The following is a 13,308-nucleotide window of genomic DNA, read 5'->3' as shown; positions in this document are numbered from 1 at the left end:
GGCGGCCCGGATGGCGGCCACATAGCCGCCGGGACCGCCGCCGATGACCAGCACGTCGACTTCGTTTGCGAAATCTCCCACTACCATCTTATCTCATCTCCATCATCAAGAGGTTCGGGTTTTCAAGCAGCTCTTTCACCCGGTTCATGAATCGGGCCGCCACGTCGCCGTCAATCAAACGGTGGTCAATGCTGAGCGAGATGGCCATCATCGGACGGATGACCACTTCGCCGTTACGCGCCACCGGTTTTTCCGTGATGGTACCAACGCCCAAAATGGCCACTTCCGGATAGTTGATGATCGGTGTGAAGAACTGGCCACCGAAGGAACCGATGTTGGTGATGGTAAACGTGCTGCCTTTCAACTCGTCCGGCGCCGCTTTGCGCGAACGGGTCCGCTCCACCAGGTCGGCGATTTCCTGGGCCAGTTCGAAGATTGATTTTTGGTCCGCGTTTTTGACCACCGGCACGATGAGACCATCGTCGGTCGCGGTCGCAATGCCCATGTGGTAGTAGTGCTTGATGACGATCTCTTCCTTCTCCATATCGATCGACGCGTTCAACGTCGGGAACTCGCGCAGGGCCGCAATTAAAGCTTTGATGATGAACGGCAGGTAGGTCAACTTGATGCCGCGCTCGGCCGCAGCTTGTTTCGCCCATTTGCGCAGTTCCACCAGCTCGCCGGCGTCGATTTCGTTCATGATCGTCACGTGCGGGGCAGTAAACTTGCTTTCCACCATCCGCTTGGCGATCGTTTTGCGCAGACCACGCAGCGGTATACGTTCTTCCGTACCCGCCACCGGAGCCGCTTGCACCGGAGCTGCCGCTTGTTTTTCTTCGGCCGCCGGTTGCGCTTCGGCTTGCGGACCTTCCGCCGCTTTGCGCACGTCTTCGGCGGTGATCCGTCCATTCGGACCGGTTCCGTTTACTTGGGTGATGTCCACACCCAATTCACGGGCCAATTTGCGGACAGACGGCATGGCCAGCACACGCTTTTTCGGACCGGCCGGTTGCGTTTCCTGTTTGGCCGGAGCCGCTTGCGGTTGCTCCTGTTTGGGCTGTTCCGGTTTGGCTTCGGCTTTTTCTTCCTTGGCCGCTTCCGGCTGTGCACCTTCACCGCCTTCGGTTTCAAACACGGCGATCACCGTGCCGACCACGGCGATTTCTCCTTCTTTGACGCGCAGTTCCTTCACCGTCCCGGTCACCGGGGACGGGATTTCCACCACCGCTTTATCGGTTTGCACTTCGGCGAACACGTCATCTTCCTTGATCTGATCGCCTTCCTTGACGTACAGCTTGACGATCTCACCTTCGTGGATGCCTTCACCCACGTCCGGCAGTTTAAATTCGTAGGCCACGGGCCTCGTTCCTCCCTTCTCAGATTAGAAATCCAAAACTTTGTCGATTGCCGTGCGAATCCGCGCCACCGAGGGCAACCATTCGTCTTCGAGCGAGGAGATCGGATACGGCGTGTCAAATCCGGTCACCCGCAACACAGGCGCTTCGAGGCTGAGGATCGCTTCTTCGTTGATCCGGGCGATGATTTCCGCACCGACGCCGGCGGTACCCACCGCTTCATGCACGACAACGACGCGTCCCGTTTTTTCCACCGAAGAGAGGATGGTCTCCATGTCCATCGGAGCCAGGGTGCGAAGATCGATCACTTCGGCGGAGATACCCCGCTCCTGTTCCGCTTGTTCGGCCGCTTTCTGCGCCATCGGCACCATCGCACCCCAGGCGATCAGGGTGACGTCGTTGCCTTCTTTCACCACGTTGGCTTTGCCGATCGGCACCGTGTACTCGCCTTCCGGCACTTCTTGCTTTACCGAGCGGTACAGGCGCATCGGCTCGAAGAACAATACCGGGTCGGGATCGCGCATCGCCGAGATCAGGAGGCCTTTGGCATCATAGGGCGTGCTCGGGATGACCACTTTCAAACCCGGTTGATGCACGAACAACGCTTCCAGGCTGTCAGAGTGCATTTCCGGCGTTTTTACGCCCCCGCCGTACGGAGAACGGATCACGAGCGGAACGTTGAAGCGCCCGCCGGAACGGAAACGAAGCCGGGCCGCTTGCGAACAGATTTGGTCCATCGTTTCATAAACGAAACCGGAGAACTGGATTTCCGCCACCGGACGGAACCCGGTCGCCGCCAACGCCACAGCCGTACCGATAATGCCGGACTCGGCCAAGGGCGTGTCAAACACCCGGTTTTCACCAAATTGTTGGTACAAGCCTTCCGTCGCGCGGAACACACCGCCGTTGACCCCGACGTCTTCCCCCATCACCAATACGCGCTCATCCCGTTCCATCTCCACGCGCATGGCATCCGTGATCGCTTTGATCATCGTCATCGTGGCCATTACTTCGTCTCCTCCTTCCAGCGCAGGTACGCCTCTTTCTGTTTCTTCAGATCCGGCGTCATGTCGGTGTAGACATACTCAAACAGATCCGTGATCTGACCTTTGTCCATTTTCTCCACTTTCTTGATGGTTTCCGCGATCTGATCCATCATTTCTTGTTCGATTTGTTTTTCCCATTCTTCGCTCCACAAACCTTTGTTTTGGAGATATTTGCGGAAGCGACGAATCGGTTCGCGTTTTTCCCAATCGGTTTCTTCTTCTTTTTTCCGGTAACGGGCCGGATCGTCCCCTGCCATGGTGTGCGGTCCGAGACGGTACGTCACCGCTTCGATCAGGGTCGGTCCTTCCCCGTTGCGCCCGCGGTCAGCCGCTTCTTTCACTGCTTTGTACACAGCGAAAATGTCATTACCGTCGATGCGCACGCCGTGAATATCATAAGCCACCGCTTTTTGCGCGATGGTTTTGGATTTCATTTGTTTTTCCAGCGGCACACTGATGGCATAGTGGTTGTTTTGCACGAAGAAGATCGCCGGTGCGTTGTACACAGCCGCGAAGTTGAGCCCTTCGTGGAAGTCCCCTTGCGAGGTCGCACCGTCACCGAACAGCGCGATGGCCACTTTTTTCTCGCCTTTCAGGTTGAAGCCCCAAGCCGCACCTGCCGCGTGCAATACGTGAGCCGCGATGATGATTTGCGGCGGGAACATGTTCACACCTTCCGGGATTTGGCCACTGCCTTTTTGTCCGCGAGAATAGAGGAACACTTGCTCCATCGGCAGACCGTGGTACATGGCCGCCCCCATGTCGCGGTAGCTCGGGAAGAAGAAATCGTCTTTGTTCAGTGCGGCCACGGAACCGATTTGGCAAGCCTCCTGTCCGGCCATGGGAGCATAGAAGCCCAGCCGGCCTTGCCGGTTCAACTTGATGGCGCGTTGGTCAAACACGCGAAGACCGTACATCCAGCGGTACAGATCTTTCAGTTCTTCATCGGACAATTCCGGCGGCTCTTGTCCTTTATTGATCTCGCCGTCCGGATTCAGGATCTGAAGCGTTTCAAATTCCTGCTTCAGTTCTGCCACGATCATTCACCTCGCTCCATTGGTTGCCCTTGTTTTCAGGGATGATGATGCTTATGGACAGTTCAATGTATAGCGTCCCAATTACTGCCGAAATGCATTCCCTGCCGGACGCATCCGGGCTGAATCGGAACGCAGGTTGAAAGGAAATCAGAAAGTCCGTCCGTCAGGATCACAAATTATTTCATCGATATCCTAGACGTGTTCCATCTAATATCCTAACACTTCAACACGAAAAATGCCAGTAATCTAACTGGCATTTTGGCGAAAGAAATTATTCCCACACACTTCTGTATCAATAATCTTATCCATGCTGTTATATATTATGGAGCCGATTTGACGGGTGTTGTATCACAATTTGAGAGCGTTTTCACCGCTGCATCACCCGTCCTCTTCCGGACAGGAGAAGCTTGCACATCATCCCTCATCCCAAACGGGGATCTTGCAACAAACGCTCCAATTCCTCTTTGTGTTTCGTCTCATCGGCGATCATGTCTTCCAGCTGGATTTTCAAACCGATCTCGCCCACTTTCTCCGCCTGCGAGATCCGTTCCGTATATCGGGCAATGGTCGCCTTCTCGGCATCCAATGCATGCTGGATCATTTCCCGCACATTCTGCATCCGTTTTACCTCTTTTGGTTCCACGACAGGCGTGCCACCCAACGCCACGATTTTTTCGGCCAAATAGATGGCGTGTCCCAGTTCGTCCTGCGCTTCCGATTCGAAAAAGGGTTTCAGCACCGGACGGCTCAGACCGGATACCGCCGCCGCATTGTGCGTGTATTGGATCACCGCGCCATATTCATACGCCAAATCTTCATTCAATCCGTCGATCAATACTTGACGATCCCTATCCATCAAAATGAACTCCTTTTTCCTTTAAATGTTTCTCACGGTATCAATGTACCCATTTCATGAAAAATAAAACATGACTCCACCTTAAAATGATGACGGGAGTATGGGTTTTCGATCAATCCCGCACAAATGTTGTATAATAGTGGGCAGATGTTCAAACGTATCTGTTGATTCATCGCGTTCAATGAGGGGGATCTTTTCCCGGTGAGTATATTTGAAGCTCCGTTGGCGTGCAAATGAAAGGGAAAAAGGTGCCCGAACAAGTGGAGATGATCACAATGGAAACGATACAATCCGGAGAAACCCCGCTGATGTGGGGAGACAAACGATATAACAGCTGGAACTATCATCTGCGCCAAACCTTTGGTGAAAAGGTATTCAAAGTGCCGCTCGACGGCGGTTTTACCTGTCCCAACCGGGACGGTACTGTAGCGACGGGCGGATGTACGTTCTGCAGCGCCCGCGGTTCCGGTGATTTCGCAGGCAATCGGCGAGACAGCCTCGTGCAACAATTTGAAGAAGTGAAGGAACGCATGCACCGGAAATGGCCCCAAGCCAAATACCTGGCTTATTTCCAGGCCTTCAGCAACACGTATGCACCGGTCGACGTGTTGCGGCCGATGTACGAGACGGCATTGGAACAGGAAGGGGTGGTGGGGTTGGCCATCGCCACACGCCCTGACTGTTTGCCGGACGACGTGGTGGAGCTGTTGGCCGAGCTGAATGAACGTACGTATCTTTGGGTGGAGCTGGGCCTGCAAACCATCCACGAAGAGACCTCGCGCCTGGTCAATCGGGGGCACGATTTCCAATGTTTTCTGGACGGTGTGGAAAAACTGCGCCGTCACAATATCCGCACGTGCGCCCACATCATTTACGGCCTTCCCGGTGAAACGGAAGAAATGATGATGGAAACGGCAAAAGCATGTGCGGAGATGGATATTCAGGGCATCAAAATCCATCTGTTGCACTTGCTCAAAAACACGCCGATGGTAAAACAGTATGAAGCCGGTCTGCTTCGCTTCCTGGACAAGGAAACGTACGTGAAATTGGTGGTGGACACGCTGGAAATCCTTCCGCCGGACATGATCATCCACCGGTTGACCGGGGACGGACCGCCCGACCTTTTGATCGGACCGTTGTGGAGCTTGAAGAAGTGGGAAGTGCTCAACGCCATCGATGATGAGCTGAAACGCCGGAATTCCTGGCAAGGGAAACGGTTCTCAGCCCCGCGTTCAGGGTTGGTGAGAAGCGGGGGAGGGAGATGATCGTCCCCGCCGTCCTTTCTTTTTCCCATGCATTGGTCAGGCAAGCGGTTGGCGAAGGTGGGATTGCCGTCGATGCCACTGCCGGCAACGGGCACGATACACTGTTTTTGGCGGAATGCGTCGGTTCGGCGGGGAAAGTGTATGCGTTCGACATCCAGCAGGAGGCGCTCTGCCGCACGAAACAGCGTCTGAGCGAACGGGGGATTGCCGATCGCGTCTCGCTGTTTCACGCCGGACACCATGAGATGGATCGGTATTTACCGGATGAGACTCGCGGGAAACTGCAAGCCGTGATGTTCAACCTGGGATATTTGCCGCATGGCGATCCTGCCATCATCACCCGACCGGAAACCACACTTCCCGCGTTGGAGACGTCAACCGTCTGGTTGGCTCCCGGAGGTGTTCTTTCCGTCGTTTTGTACACCGGACACCCCGGCGGACAAGAAGAAGCGGAACACGTGTTGCAATGGGCTCAATCTCTTTCCCCCAAGGCGTTTCAGGTAATGCATTATCAACTGCTCAACCGGAAACAGGCACCTTCGCTGGTATTGGTGGAAAAACGAAAAACGGCCGCCTGACAGGGCGGCCTTTTTACATACCACGATCAATCGTCACCGAAGAAATCGCCGATGTCGTCCAAGAAATTTCCCGCATCATCGACCCAATCTTCCACTTGATCCTCCACTTGATTCACCCAATCAGCAATGCCACTGTCATTGTCAGTGATGCTCTCCATCGCCTCCTCCAACAATTCACCGGCCACCATACCGCCAAGCATGCCTGCGGCAAATCCACCGATGCCACCGCTGAAATGCCCGTGGTGACCGTGCCATCCGTGAGGTGTATGTGCATAGGTACCGTGTCCATGCCATCCGTGTCCGGATGGGAACCCGTGCCCGTGCGTGTACTGTCCCATGTGATGACCCGCAACGCCGGTTGCCGCCATTTCTTCCAATGTATGACGCAATTGTTGGGTCAACAGGGACGGTTGATCCAACACTTCGTTGGTTACATACCATTCCCGGCGAATCTCCCGCCCGTGACCGTAGCTGTGACATTCCACTTCCAACCACAATCGAATGCCGTGATCGTCAACGGCAGCCGTAAATTCAACTTCCTTGACCCGATCATGCAAAAATGCGGTCGGAAAGAACGCAAACTCCTGTACATACCCGTTGAACGAACGGGAACCGTGTTTTTCACGGAACCCCAGCTCAGCAAACGCTTGGAGCAAACAGGCCAACCTGGCGGGAGGCACCACTTGGATGGGATCGCTGTCCGATGAGTCCACCCCTTGCGCAATGTCCAAAGTGGTGTGAAACACGTAGGAAATTCCGTGACCGGACAGAGGGAGGTTATACGGCAGGCGGAAAGTGAACGGATACTCTTTCACCTCACGCACCCCGATTATAAATGATGTGGGAAACGGAATCCGCGTCACCCGACGGGTATGCTGACGTTGGTTCGCCCACAGGTGCAATACGAGATCCACATTGATGCCGTTGATTTTCTGCTCCACCTCTCCCCCGTGGATGATCAACCGCCCACGCACCTCATCACCAAGCGCATAGCAGTCTTTTTCCAGCACCAGATCAACACGGGCGGAACCGTGCCCCAGCTTGGCCAGCAAATATTTCCACATCATGACCATCCTCCCATATGCTTCTGTCGTGATTGTACACCAATGAAAGCTGGACGTTCCTCCCGAAACAAGCAAACAGATCGACCGTCACATCAAGAGAGAAGGTCACGCGAAACGGTATGTACGAACCCCCGCTTGCCGATCGAAACGATTTCATCCGCACAAGCATGGTATATATTTCCTTGTACTGTCATAAAAAAACATCTCCCGTTTGGGAAGATGTTTTTGTCTGAAGACGTATCGCTTGGATCAGCGACCTCTTTTTTGTTTGGCGGCCAAAGCACTGAGCCGTTCCTCACTACTTTTGAGCCACTTTTTCATCATGTCTTCAAAATCGGTGGGGCCATTGCGACGTCCGGAGCCGCGCCGGTCACCACGGTTGGGGCGGTCATCGCTGAGCGCTTTAATCGAAAGGGAAATTTTCCCGGATGGGTCGACCGAAAGCACTTTGGCTTTGACCGTATCGCCCACCTGCAATTCGTCCTCTACTTTTTCCACATACTTCGTGGAGATTTGCGAAATGTGCACCAGACCCGTCTCTCCAGACTCCAATTTGACGAATGCCCCGAAAGGTTTAATTGCAACTACTTCTCCGCTGACGACGGATCCTTCCGTTACCTGGCTCATTCAAACACTCCCGAAATGATATTCATTCTGTACGAAAATACCATTTATTTGTGCGCAAGTCAATGGTTAATCTACCCAATGTATTGAATGTATTCCCACGCACCGTTCCCACTGATGCATTCCTTTGTATAATAAGGATAACACGTTTGCCGTTTTCCTTGCAATTTCATTCACCTTTTTCCGGTTAATATGCTATACTTTTTTAGGCGACCATCGTGCAATCAGAACAGATTATTCAGGAAGGAAGGATTTTTGACGATGCAAATCGGTGTTCAAGAGGGGAGCGTATTGAATCTGAACGGAACCGTTCACCGTCAATTGCCGGTGGCGGCATTGATTGAACAGGCGATCATGCGAAAAGAAGCCGTATTGACTGAAAACGGTGCACTGCTGGCAACAACGGGCAAGTACACCGGCCGATCGCCCAAGGACAAATACATTGTGGATGAGCCTGCTGTCTCTGACCACATCGACTGGGGGGCGGTCAATCAACCGATGAAACGGGAAGTGTTTGAACGCTTGTATGCACGTGTGCGGGAATATCTGCGCAACAGGGAAGTATTCGTGTTTGACGGCTATGCAGGAGCCGACCCCTCCCACCGTCTTCCCATTCGTGTCATCACAGAATATGCATGGCACAACCTCTTTGCCCGTCAGTTGTTCATTCGTCCTGCAGAAAAGGAATTATCCGATCACACTCCTTCATTCACCGTCATCTCGGTACCCGGATTCCAAGCAGTTCCCGAACGGGACGGGACGCGTTCGGAGACCTTCATCATCATCAGTTTTGAACATCGGGTCGTGTTGATCGGCGGCACCCGATATGCCGGGGAAATGAAAAAGTCCGTCTTCAGCGTCATGAATTATCTGTTGCCGGAGCGAGGTGTCCTCCCCATGCACTGCTCAGCCAACGTGGGGCATCAAGGGGACGTCGCCCTCTTCTTCGGACTTTCGGGAACAGGAAAGACCACATTGTCCGCCGATCCGGCGCGCCGCCTGATCGGAGATGATGAGCACGGCTGGTCGGACAAGGGCATCTTCAATATCGAAGGCGGTTGTTACGCCAAATGCATCGGACTTTCCCAGAAAAAAGAACCGCAAATCTGGAACGCGATCCGGTTCGGTTCGGTGTTGGAAAACGTGGTATTGGACGAAAACCGCCGTCCGGACTATGATGATGGTTCATTGACGGAAAATACCCGTGCCGCTTATCCGGTTGATCACATCCCGAACGCGGTGATTCCTGGCATCGCCGGTCATCCGAATGTGATTTTGTTTTTGACGGCGGATGCGTTTGGTGTGTTACCGCCCATCTCCAGGTTAACCCCGGAACAAGCGATGTATCATTTCCTGTCGGGTTACACCAGCAAACTGGCCGGCACCGAACGCGGCGTCACCGAACCGGAAGCGACATTCTCCGCTTGTTTCGGCGCTCCTTTCCTTCCACGGCCCGCCCGGGAGTACGCGGAGATGTTGGGAGAAAAAATCATCCGGCACCATGTTCGCGTCTATCTGGTCAACACCGGTTGGACCGGCGGTCCGTACGGCGTGGGGAAACGGATGAGCCTCACCTACACGCGGACCATGGTACGGGCGGCCATCGACGGTCGCCTGGAAGAGAGCACTTTCAGCACCGACCCCTTCTTCCATGTAGCGGTGCCGGATACATGTCCGGACGTTCCGAGCGACATCCTGAAACCACGCAACACTTGGTCCGATCCCGAAGCCTACGATCGGAAAGCCCGTGAGCTGGTGTTGCGGTTTCAGGAGAATTTCAACCGGTTCAAGGATGTACCCGAGTCGATCCGCACCGCGGGGCCGACCATTGAGTGAAAAACAGGACCGCCCTTTCTTACGGGCGGTCCTGTTCACCTCATGACGCCAATGCGTCAAGAATCTCTTCTTTTGTCTCGGCTTGCATCAGACGATTCCGAACCTCGGCATGCATCAATTTTCGTGATAACGCGGCCAGGATTTGCAGATGTTCGTTGCCCGCCTGTTCACGGGGGACGGCGATCAGAAAGACGAGTCGCACCGTCTCCTCTTTATCGGCATCCCAGTAAATCGACTCGGACAATCGGGCAAATGCCACCGCCGGCTGTGTAACGGATGCGGATTTGGCGTGGGGAATGGCAACATCGAATCCGATCGCCGTAGAGCCCAGCTTCTCCCGCTGCTCCACATCCTGCAGATAACCCTCGACGTCGGTGATCATACCCTGTTGTTGCAGACGTTCGGACAATTGCCGGATTGCTTCTTCCCGTGTAGACGCTTCCAAAGACAACACCATGCTGTCAGGTTTGATCACTGTTTTGAGATCCAATTCAGTTTCCTCCTTGCTCTGTCGGCTTGCGCTTCAACCATGTCACCAGCAACGCCGTCACCACCGTTCCAATGGCGATGGCCAACACATAGTAGCCCAACCGTTCCACCGCATGCGGGATGGCCAGGACGAACACGCCGCCATGCGGCGCCCGGAGTGCGCATCCCCACACCATTGACAACGCCCCTGTCACAGCGGAACCGATCATCAACGATGGGATCACGCGAATCGGGTCAGCCGCCGCAAACGGGATGGCACCTTCAGTGATAAAGGAAAGGCCCAGGATACCGGCTGCTTTGCCCGCTTCCCGCTCTTCTTCACTAAACTTGCGTTTGGCGATCAATGTGGCCAACCACAACCCCAACGGGGGCACCATACCCGCGGCCATCGTCGCCGCCATCGGTCCGTACACCTGTGATCCCAGCAGGCCGACGCTGAACGTGTATGCGGCCTTGTTGACGGGACCACCCATGTCAAACGCCATCATCGCGCCAAGCACAAGACCCAGCCAAACGGCATTGGCGGTACCCAGCGATTGCAGCCATGCGGTCATGGCAGTCATGATGCTTTTGATCGGGGCACCAATCACGTAGATCATCAACAACCCGACGATCAAGGATGAGAGAAACGGAATGATGACGATGGGCTTCAACCGTTCCAGTGTCTTGGGGAGAGGCAACAAGGTTTTGATCCCCTGTGACAAATATCCCGCCATAAATCCGGCCACGATCCCGCCGAGAAAACCGGCCCCCAGTTTGGATGCCAGCATCCCGCCGATCAATCCCGGTGCCAGACCTGCTTTGTCAGCAATCGAGTACGCGATGTAACCGGCCAACACCGGTACCATCAGGGCAAAGGCGGTGCCTCCGCCGATGTCCATCAGCGCGGCTGCCAACGTACCCTTTTGTTCAAACGCTTTGATTCCAAACAAGAACGACAATGCGATCATCAGCCCGCCTGCCACCACCAGCGGAATCATAAACGACACGCCGTTCATCAGGTGGCGGTACGGCCCTGTCCGTGGGGCCTCCTTTTTGCTCGCTTCCTTTTTCGGGGTGGGTCGGGCTTCCGCTTCCTCCGGGGATTGGGCCAGGGCCCGCTCGATCACGTCATTTGCCTTTTTGATTGCTTCCCCGAGCGGAACGCGCACCACCGGTTTCCCTGCGAATCGTTCTTCTTCCACATCCACGTCCGCCGAAATGATCACGGCGTGGGCCTCCTGAATCTCTTCCTCGGTCAGCCGGTTTTCCACTCCCGTCGCACCGCGCGTCTCCACCTTGAGCGAAACGCCGTGTTGCTCGGCCGCCTGTTGCAATGCCTCCGCAGCCATAAACGTATGAGCGATCCCGGTCGGACATCCGGTGACGGCAACCAATCGTTTCATACTTGTTCTCCTCCTTTCATCCGCTGAACGATACCCGCTCCAGATGTATCTGTTGACTCATGGCGACGGTTTCCTCCCAACCGCACAACTCGGTTCCGGCGTGAGCGGCGGTAACCGTTCCGGCCGCCGTCGCAAACCGCGCCACTTCTTCTTCACTTTTTCCTTGCAGCCATCCCCAGACCAGCGCCGCCATCATCGAATCGCCCGATCCGACAGGGCTTTTGGCTTCAATGCGCGGAGGAATGGTACGAATCGTTTTCGTTTCCGTCATCAACCACGCGCCGTTGGCACCATCGGACACCGCTACCCAACGAATCCCGATGTCCAGCAAACGACGGCCCGCTTCCAACACTTTCTGCTCCGTGTCCAACGGCGCACCGACATACCCTTCCAACTCGCGCCGATTCGGTTTCACCGCAAAGGGAATTGCATCCACACCCATCCTGAACGGCATACCCTCAGCATCCAAGAAAGCCTTTACATTTTTGCTCCTTGCCATTTTGATGCATTCACGATATAACTCATTCGGGGCACCGGTCGGCAAACTTCCCGACAACACCACCACCTTTGCTTGATCCAAGAGACGCTCGAACAAACCGATGAAAGCGTCTACATCTTTGGCATGAACCTGAAAACCCGGTGCGTTCAGCTCGGTCATCCGTTGCGGCTCCGTCTCGGCGATTTTGCAATTGATACGAGTAATGGCATCGACCGGAACAAACTGATGCAAAATACCCATACGATCCAAGGCATTGACGACAAAATCTCCATTGGCCGTCCCGATCCACCCGGTCGCCATCACATCTGTTTGCCAGCCCTTGAGCACACGTGCCACATTGATACCTTTGCCGCCCGGATCCATCCTGACCTTTTTCCCTCTGTTCACCTCACCGGGCCGCATCACAGCCACTTCCACAGTCTGATCAATCGCCGGGTTGCAGGTTACGGTCAGCACTTCGCACATGACAACGGCTCCTTTGGCAACGTTTCGTTTTCTGATCACACCTTGATCACATGCACGCCTTTTTCCCGTATCCGTTCCGCCAACGCCTCCGGCACTCCCGTGTCCGTGATCCACACATCCACCGCTTCCACGGGGGCAAATTGGGCAAAGCTCACTTTCCCCGCTTTGTCGGAATCGCTCAGCAACACCACCTGTTTTGCCGAACGAATCATCGCCTTTTTCACCTGGGCTTCCAACAGATGGGGTGTGGTCAGTCCCGCATCCGGGTCCACCCCGTTGGTGCCGATGAACGCTTTGTCCACCCGGATCGTTTCCAACGTCTGCTCCGCTACGGGGCCGACCATGGACTGTGTCGTGCCGCGAACCGTCCCGCCCACGCAGAGAAGCTCGATGGAGGAATGACCAGCCAGCTCCCGTATTACGAATACCGAATTCGTCACGACCGTCAATTGCTGAAATGGGGTCAACTCCCTTGCCAGCGCCCAAGTGGTCGTTCCGGCGTCCAACAGCACGGTTTCTCCTTCGCGAATCATGCTCGCGGCTCTGATGGCGATGCGCCGTTTTTCCTCGCGGTACTGGTCCTCCTTTTCCTGAAAGGAGGGTTCAAATCCCACGTGTTCCAACGAAATGGCGCCGCCATGGGTGCGTTTGAGCAGACCCGCGTCTTCAAGCTCCTTCAGATCCCGTCGGATCGTTGCGGGAGAGACACCGAAGCGCTTACACAGTTCGGAAACGGATGCGCGCTTGTGCTCATGCAAATGGGACAGGATTTGCATTTGTCGTTCTTCTGTGAACATGATAACCCTCAT

At 54.9% G+C, this 13,308-nt stretch carries 13 protein-coding genes; 3 read left to right on the top strand and 10 right to left on the bottom strand.

Annotated features, from left to right (window positions below):
• Positions 1-88 precede the first annotated feature (88 nt).
• The 4 genes from JQC72_RS14665 to JQC72_RS14650 form a co-directional block, all read right to left on the bottom strand.
• Positions 89-1,357, bottom strand: coding sequence for a dihydrolipoamide acetyltransferase family protein (locus JQC72_RS14665; RefSeq protein ID WP_205496935.1), 1,269 nt, complete (start codon positions 1,355-1,357; stop codon positions 89-91).
• Positions 1,358-1,381: 24 nt separating this feature from the next.
• Positions 1,382-2,362 carry an alpha-ketoacid dehydrogenase subunit beta gene (locus JQC72_RS14660; RefSeq protein WP_205496934.1) on the bottom strand — a complete coding sequence of 327 codons (981 nt, stop codon included), beginning with the start codon at positions 2,360-2,362 and terminating at the stop codon, positions 1,382-1,384.
• Positions 2,362-3,444: a pyruvate dehydrogenase (acetyl-transferring) E1 component subunit alpha gene (pdhA, locus tag JQC72_RS14655; protein WP_205496932.1), complete on the bottom strand. Its 1,083-nt coding sequence runs from the start codon at positions 3,442-3,444 to the stop codon at positions 2,362-2,364. Before pdhA ends, JQC72_RS14660 begins: the two co-directional genes overlap by 1 nt.
• Before the next feature lie 415 nt (positions 3,445-3,859).
• Positions 3,860-4,294 (bottom strand): ferritin-like domain-containing protein, encoded by a 435-nt coding sequence (locus JQC72_RS14650; protein WP_205496930.1) that lies wholly within the window; start codon positions 4,292-4,294, stop codon positions 3,860-3,862.
• Between the two features lie 266 nt (positions 4,295-4,560).
• Here JQC72_RS14650 and mnmL point away from each other — a divergent pair, with 266 nt between their 5' ends.
• Together mnmL and mnmM are read left to right on the top strand one after the other, a co-directional pair.
• A complete protein-coding gene (gene mnmL / locus JQC72_RS14645; RefSeq protein ID WP_419179878.1) occupies positions 4,561-5,559 on the top strand; it encodes a tRNA modification radical SAM protein MnmL/YtqA in 999 nt (332 codons plus the stop codon).
• Positions 5,556-6,137: a tRNA 5-(aminomethyl)-2-thiouridylate-methyltransferase MnmM gene (gene mnmM, locus JQC72_RS14640; protein ID WP_205496926.1), complete on the top strand. Its 582-nt coding sequence runs from the start codon at positions 5,556-5,558 to the stop codon at positions 6,135-6,137. The genes mnmL and mnmM overlap by 4 nt, the downstream gene beginning before the upstream one ends.
• Positions 6,138-6,163: 26 nt before the next feature.
• Here the strand turns inward: mnmM and JQC72_RS14635 are convergent, their stop codons facing one another.
• Positions 6,164-7,204 (bottom strand): sporulation protein, encoded by a 1,041-nt coding sequence (locus JQC72_RS14635; RefSeq protein WP_205496924.1) that lies wholly within the window; start codon positions 7,202-7,204, stop codon positions 6,164-6,166.
• A gap of 246 nt (positions 7,205-7,450) precedes the next feature.
• Positions 7,451-7,828, bottom strand: a complete 378-nt coding sequence (locus JQC72_RS14630) for a S1 RNA-binding domain-containing protein (protein WP_205496922.1) — start codon at positions 7,826-7,828, stop codon at positions 7,451-7,453.
• A 258-nt stretch (positions 7,829-8,086) separates the two neighbouring features.
• Here JQC72_RS14630 and pckA point away from each other — a divergent pair, with 258 nt between their 5' ends.
• Positions 8,087-9,661 carry a phosphoenolpyruvate carboxykinase (ATP) gene (pckA, locus tag JQC72_RS14625; protein ID WP_205496920.1) on the top strand — a complete coding sequence of 525 codons (1,575 nt, stop codon included), beginning with the start codon at positions 8,087-8,089 and terminating at the stop codon, positions 9,659-9,661.
• A gap of 40 nt (positions 9,662-9,701) precedes the next feature.
• Here pckA and JQC72_RS14620 read toward each other — a convergent pair whose 3' ends face one another.
• Genes JQC72_RS14620 through JQC72_RS14605 form a run of 4 tightly spaced genes read right to left on the bottom strand, consistent with a single transcriptional unit; the run spans position 9,702 to position 13,296 of the window.
• Complete coding sequence (locus JQC72_RS14620; protein WP_205496918.1) at positions 9,702-10,151, bottom strand: PTS sugar transporter subunit IIA; 450 nt, start codon at positions 10,149-10,151, stop codon at positions 9,702-9,704.
• Position 10,152: 1 nt separating this feature from the next.
• Positions 10,153-11,535 (bottom strand): fructose-specific PTS transporter subunit EIIC, encoded by a 1,383-nt coding sequence (locus JQC72_RS14615; protein ID WP_205496916.1) that lies wholly within the window; start codon positions 11,533-11,535, stop codon positions 10,153-10,155.
• 16 nt (positions 11,536-11,551) lie between these two features.
• On the bottom strand, positions 11,552-12,499 hold the full coding sequence (gene pfkB, locus JQC72_RS14610; RefSeq protein ID WP_205496914.1) for a 1-phosphofructokinase: 948 nt from the start codon (positions 12,497-12,499) through the stop codon (positions 11,552-11,554).
• 35 nt (positions 12,500-12,534) lie between these two features.
• Positions 12,535-13,296, bottom strand: a complete 762-nt coding sequence (locus JQC72_RS14605) for a DeoR/GlpR family DNA-binding transcription regulator (protein ID WP_205496912.1) — start codon at positions 13,294-13,296, stop codon at positions 12,535-12,537.
• Positions 13,297-13,308 lie beyond the last annotated feature (12 nt).

The sequence above is a fragment of the Polycladomyces zharkentensis genome (assembly GCF_016938855.1).
In the GTDB taxonomy this organism is placed as follows: Bacteria; Bacillota; Bacilli; order Thermoactinomycetales; family JIR-001; genus Polycladomyces; species Polycladomyces zharkentensis.
The sequence above is the reverse complement of the archived record's forward strand: the minus strand, read 5'-3'. Positions and strand labels throughout refer to the sequence as shown.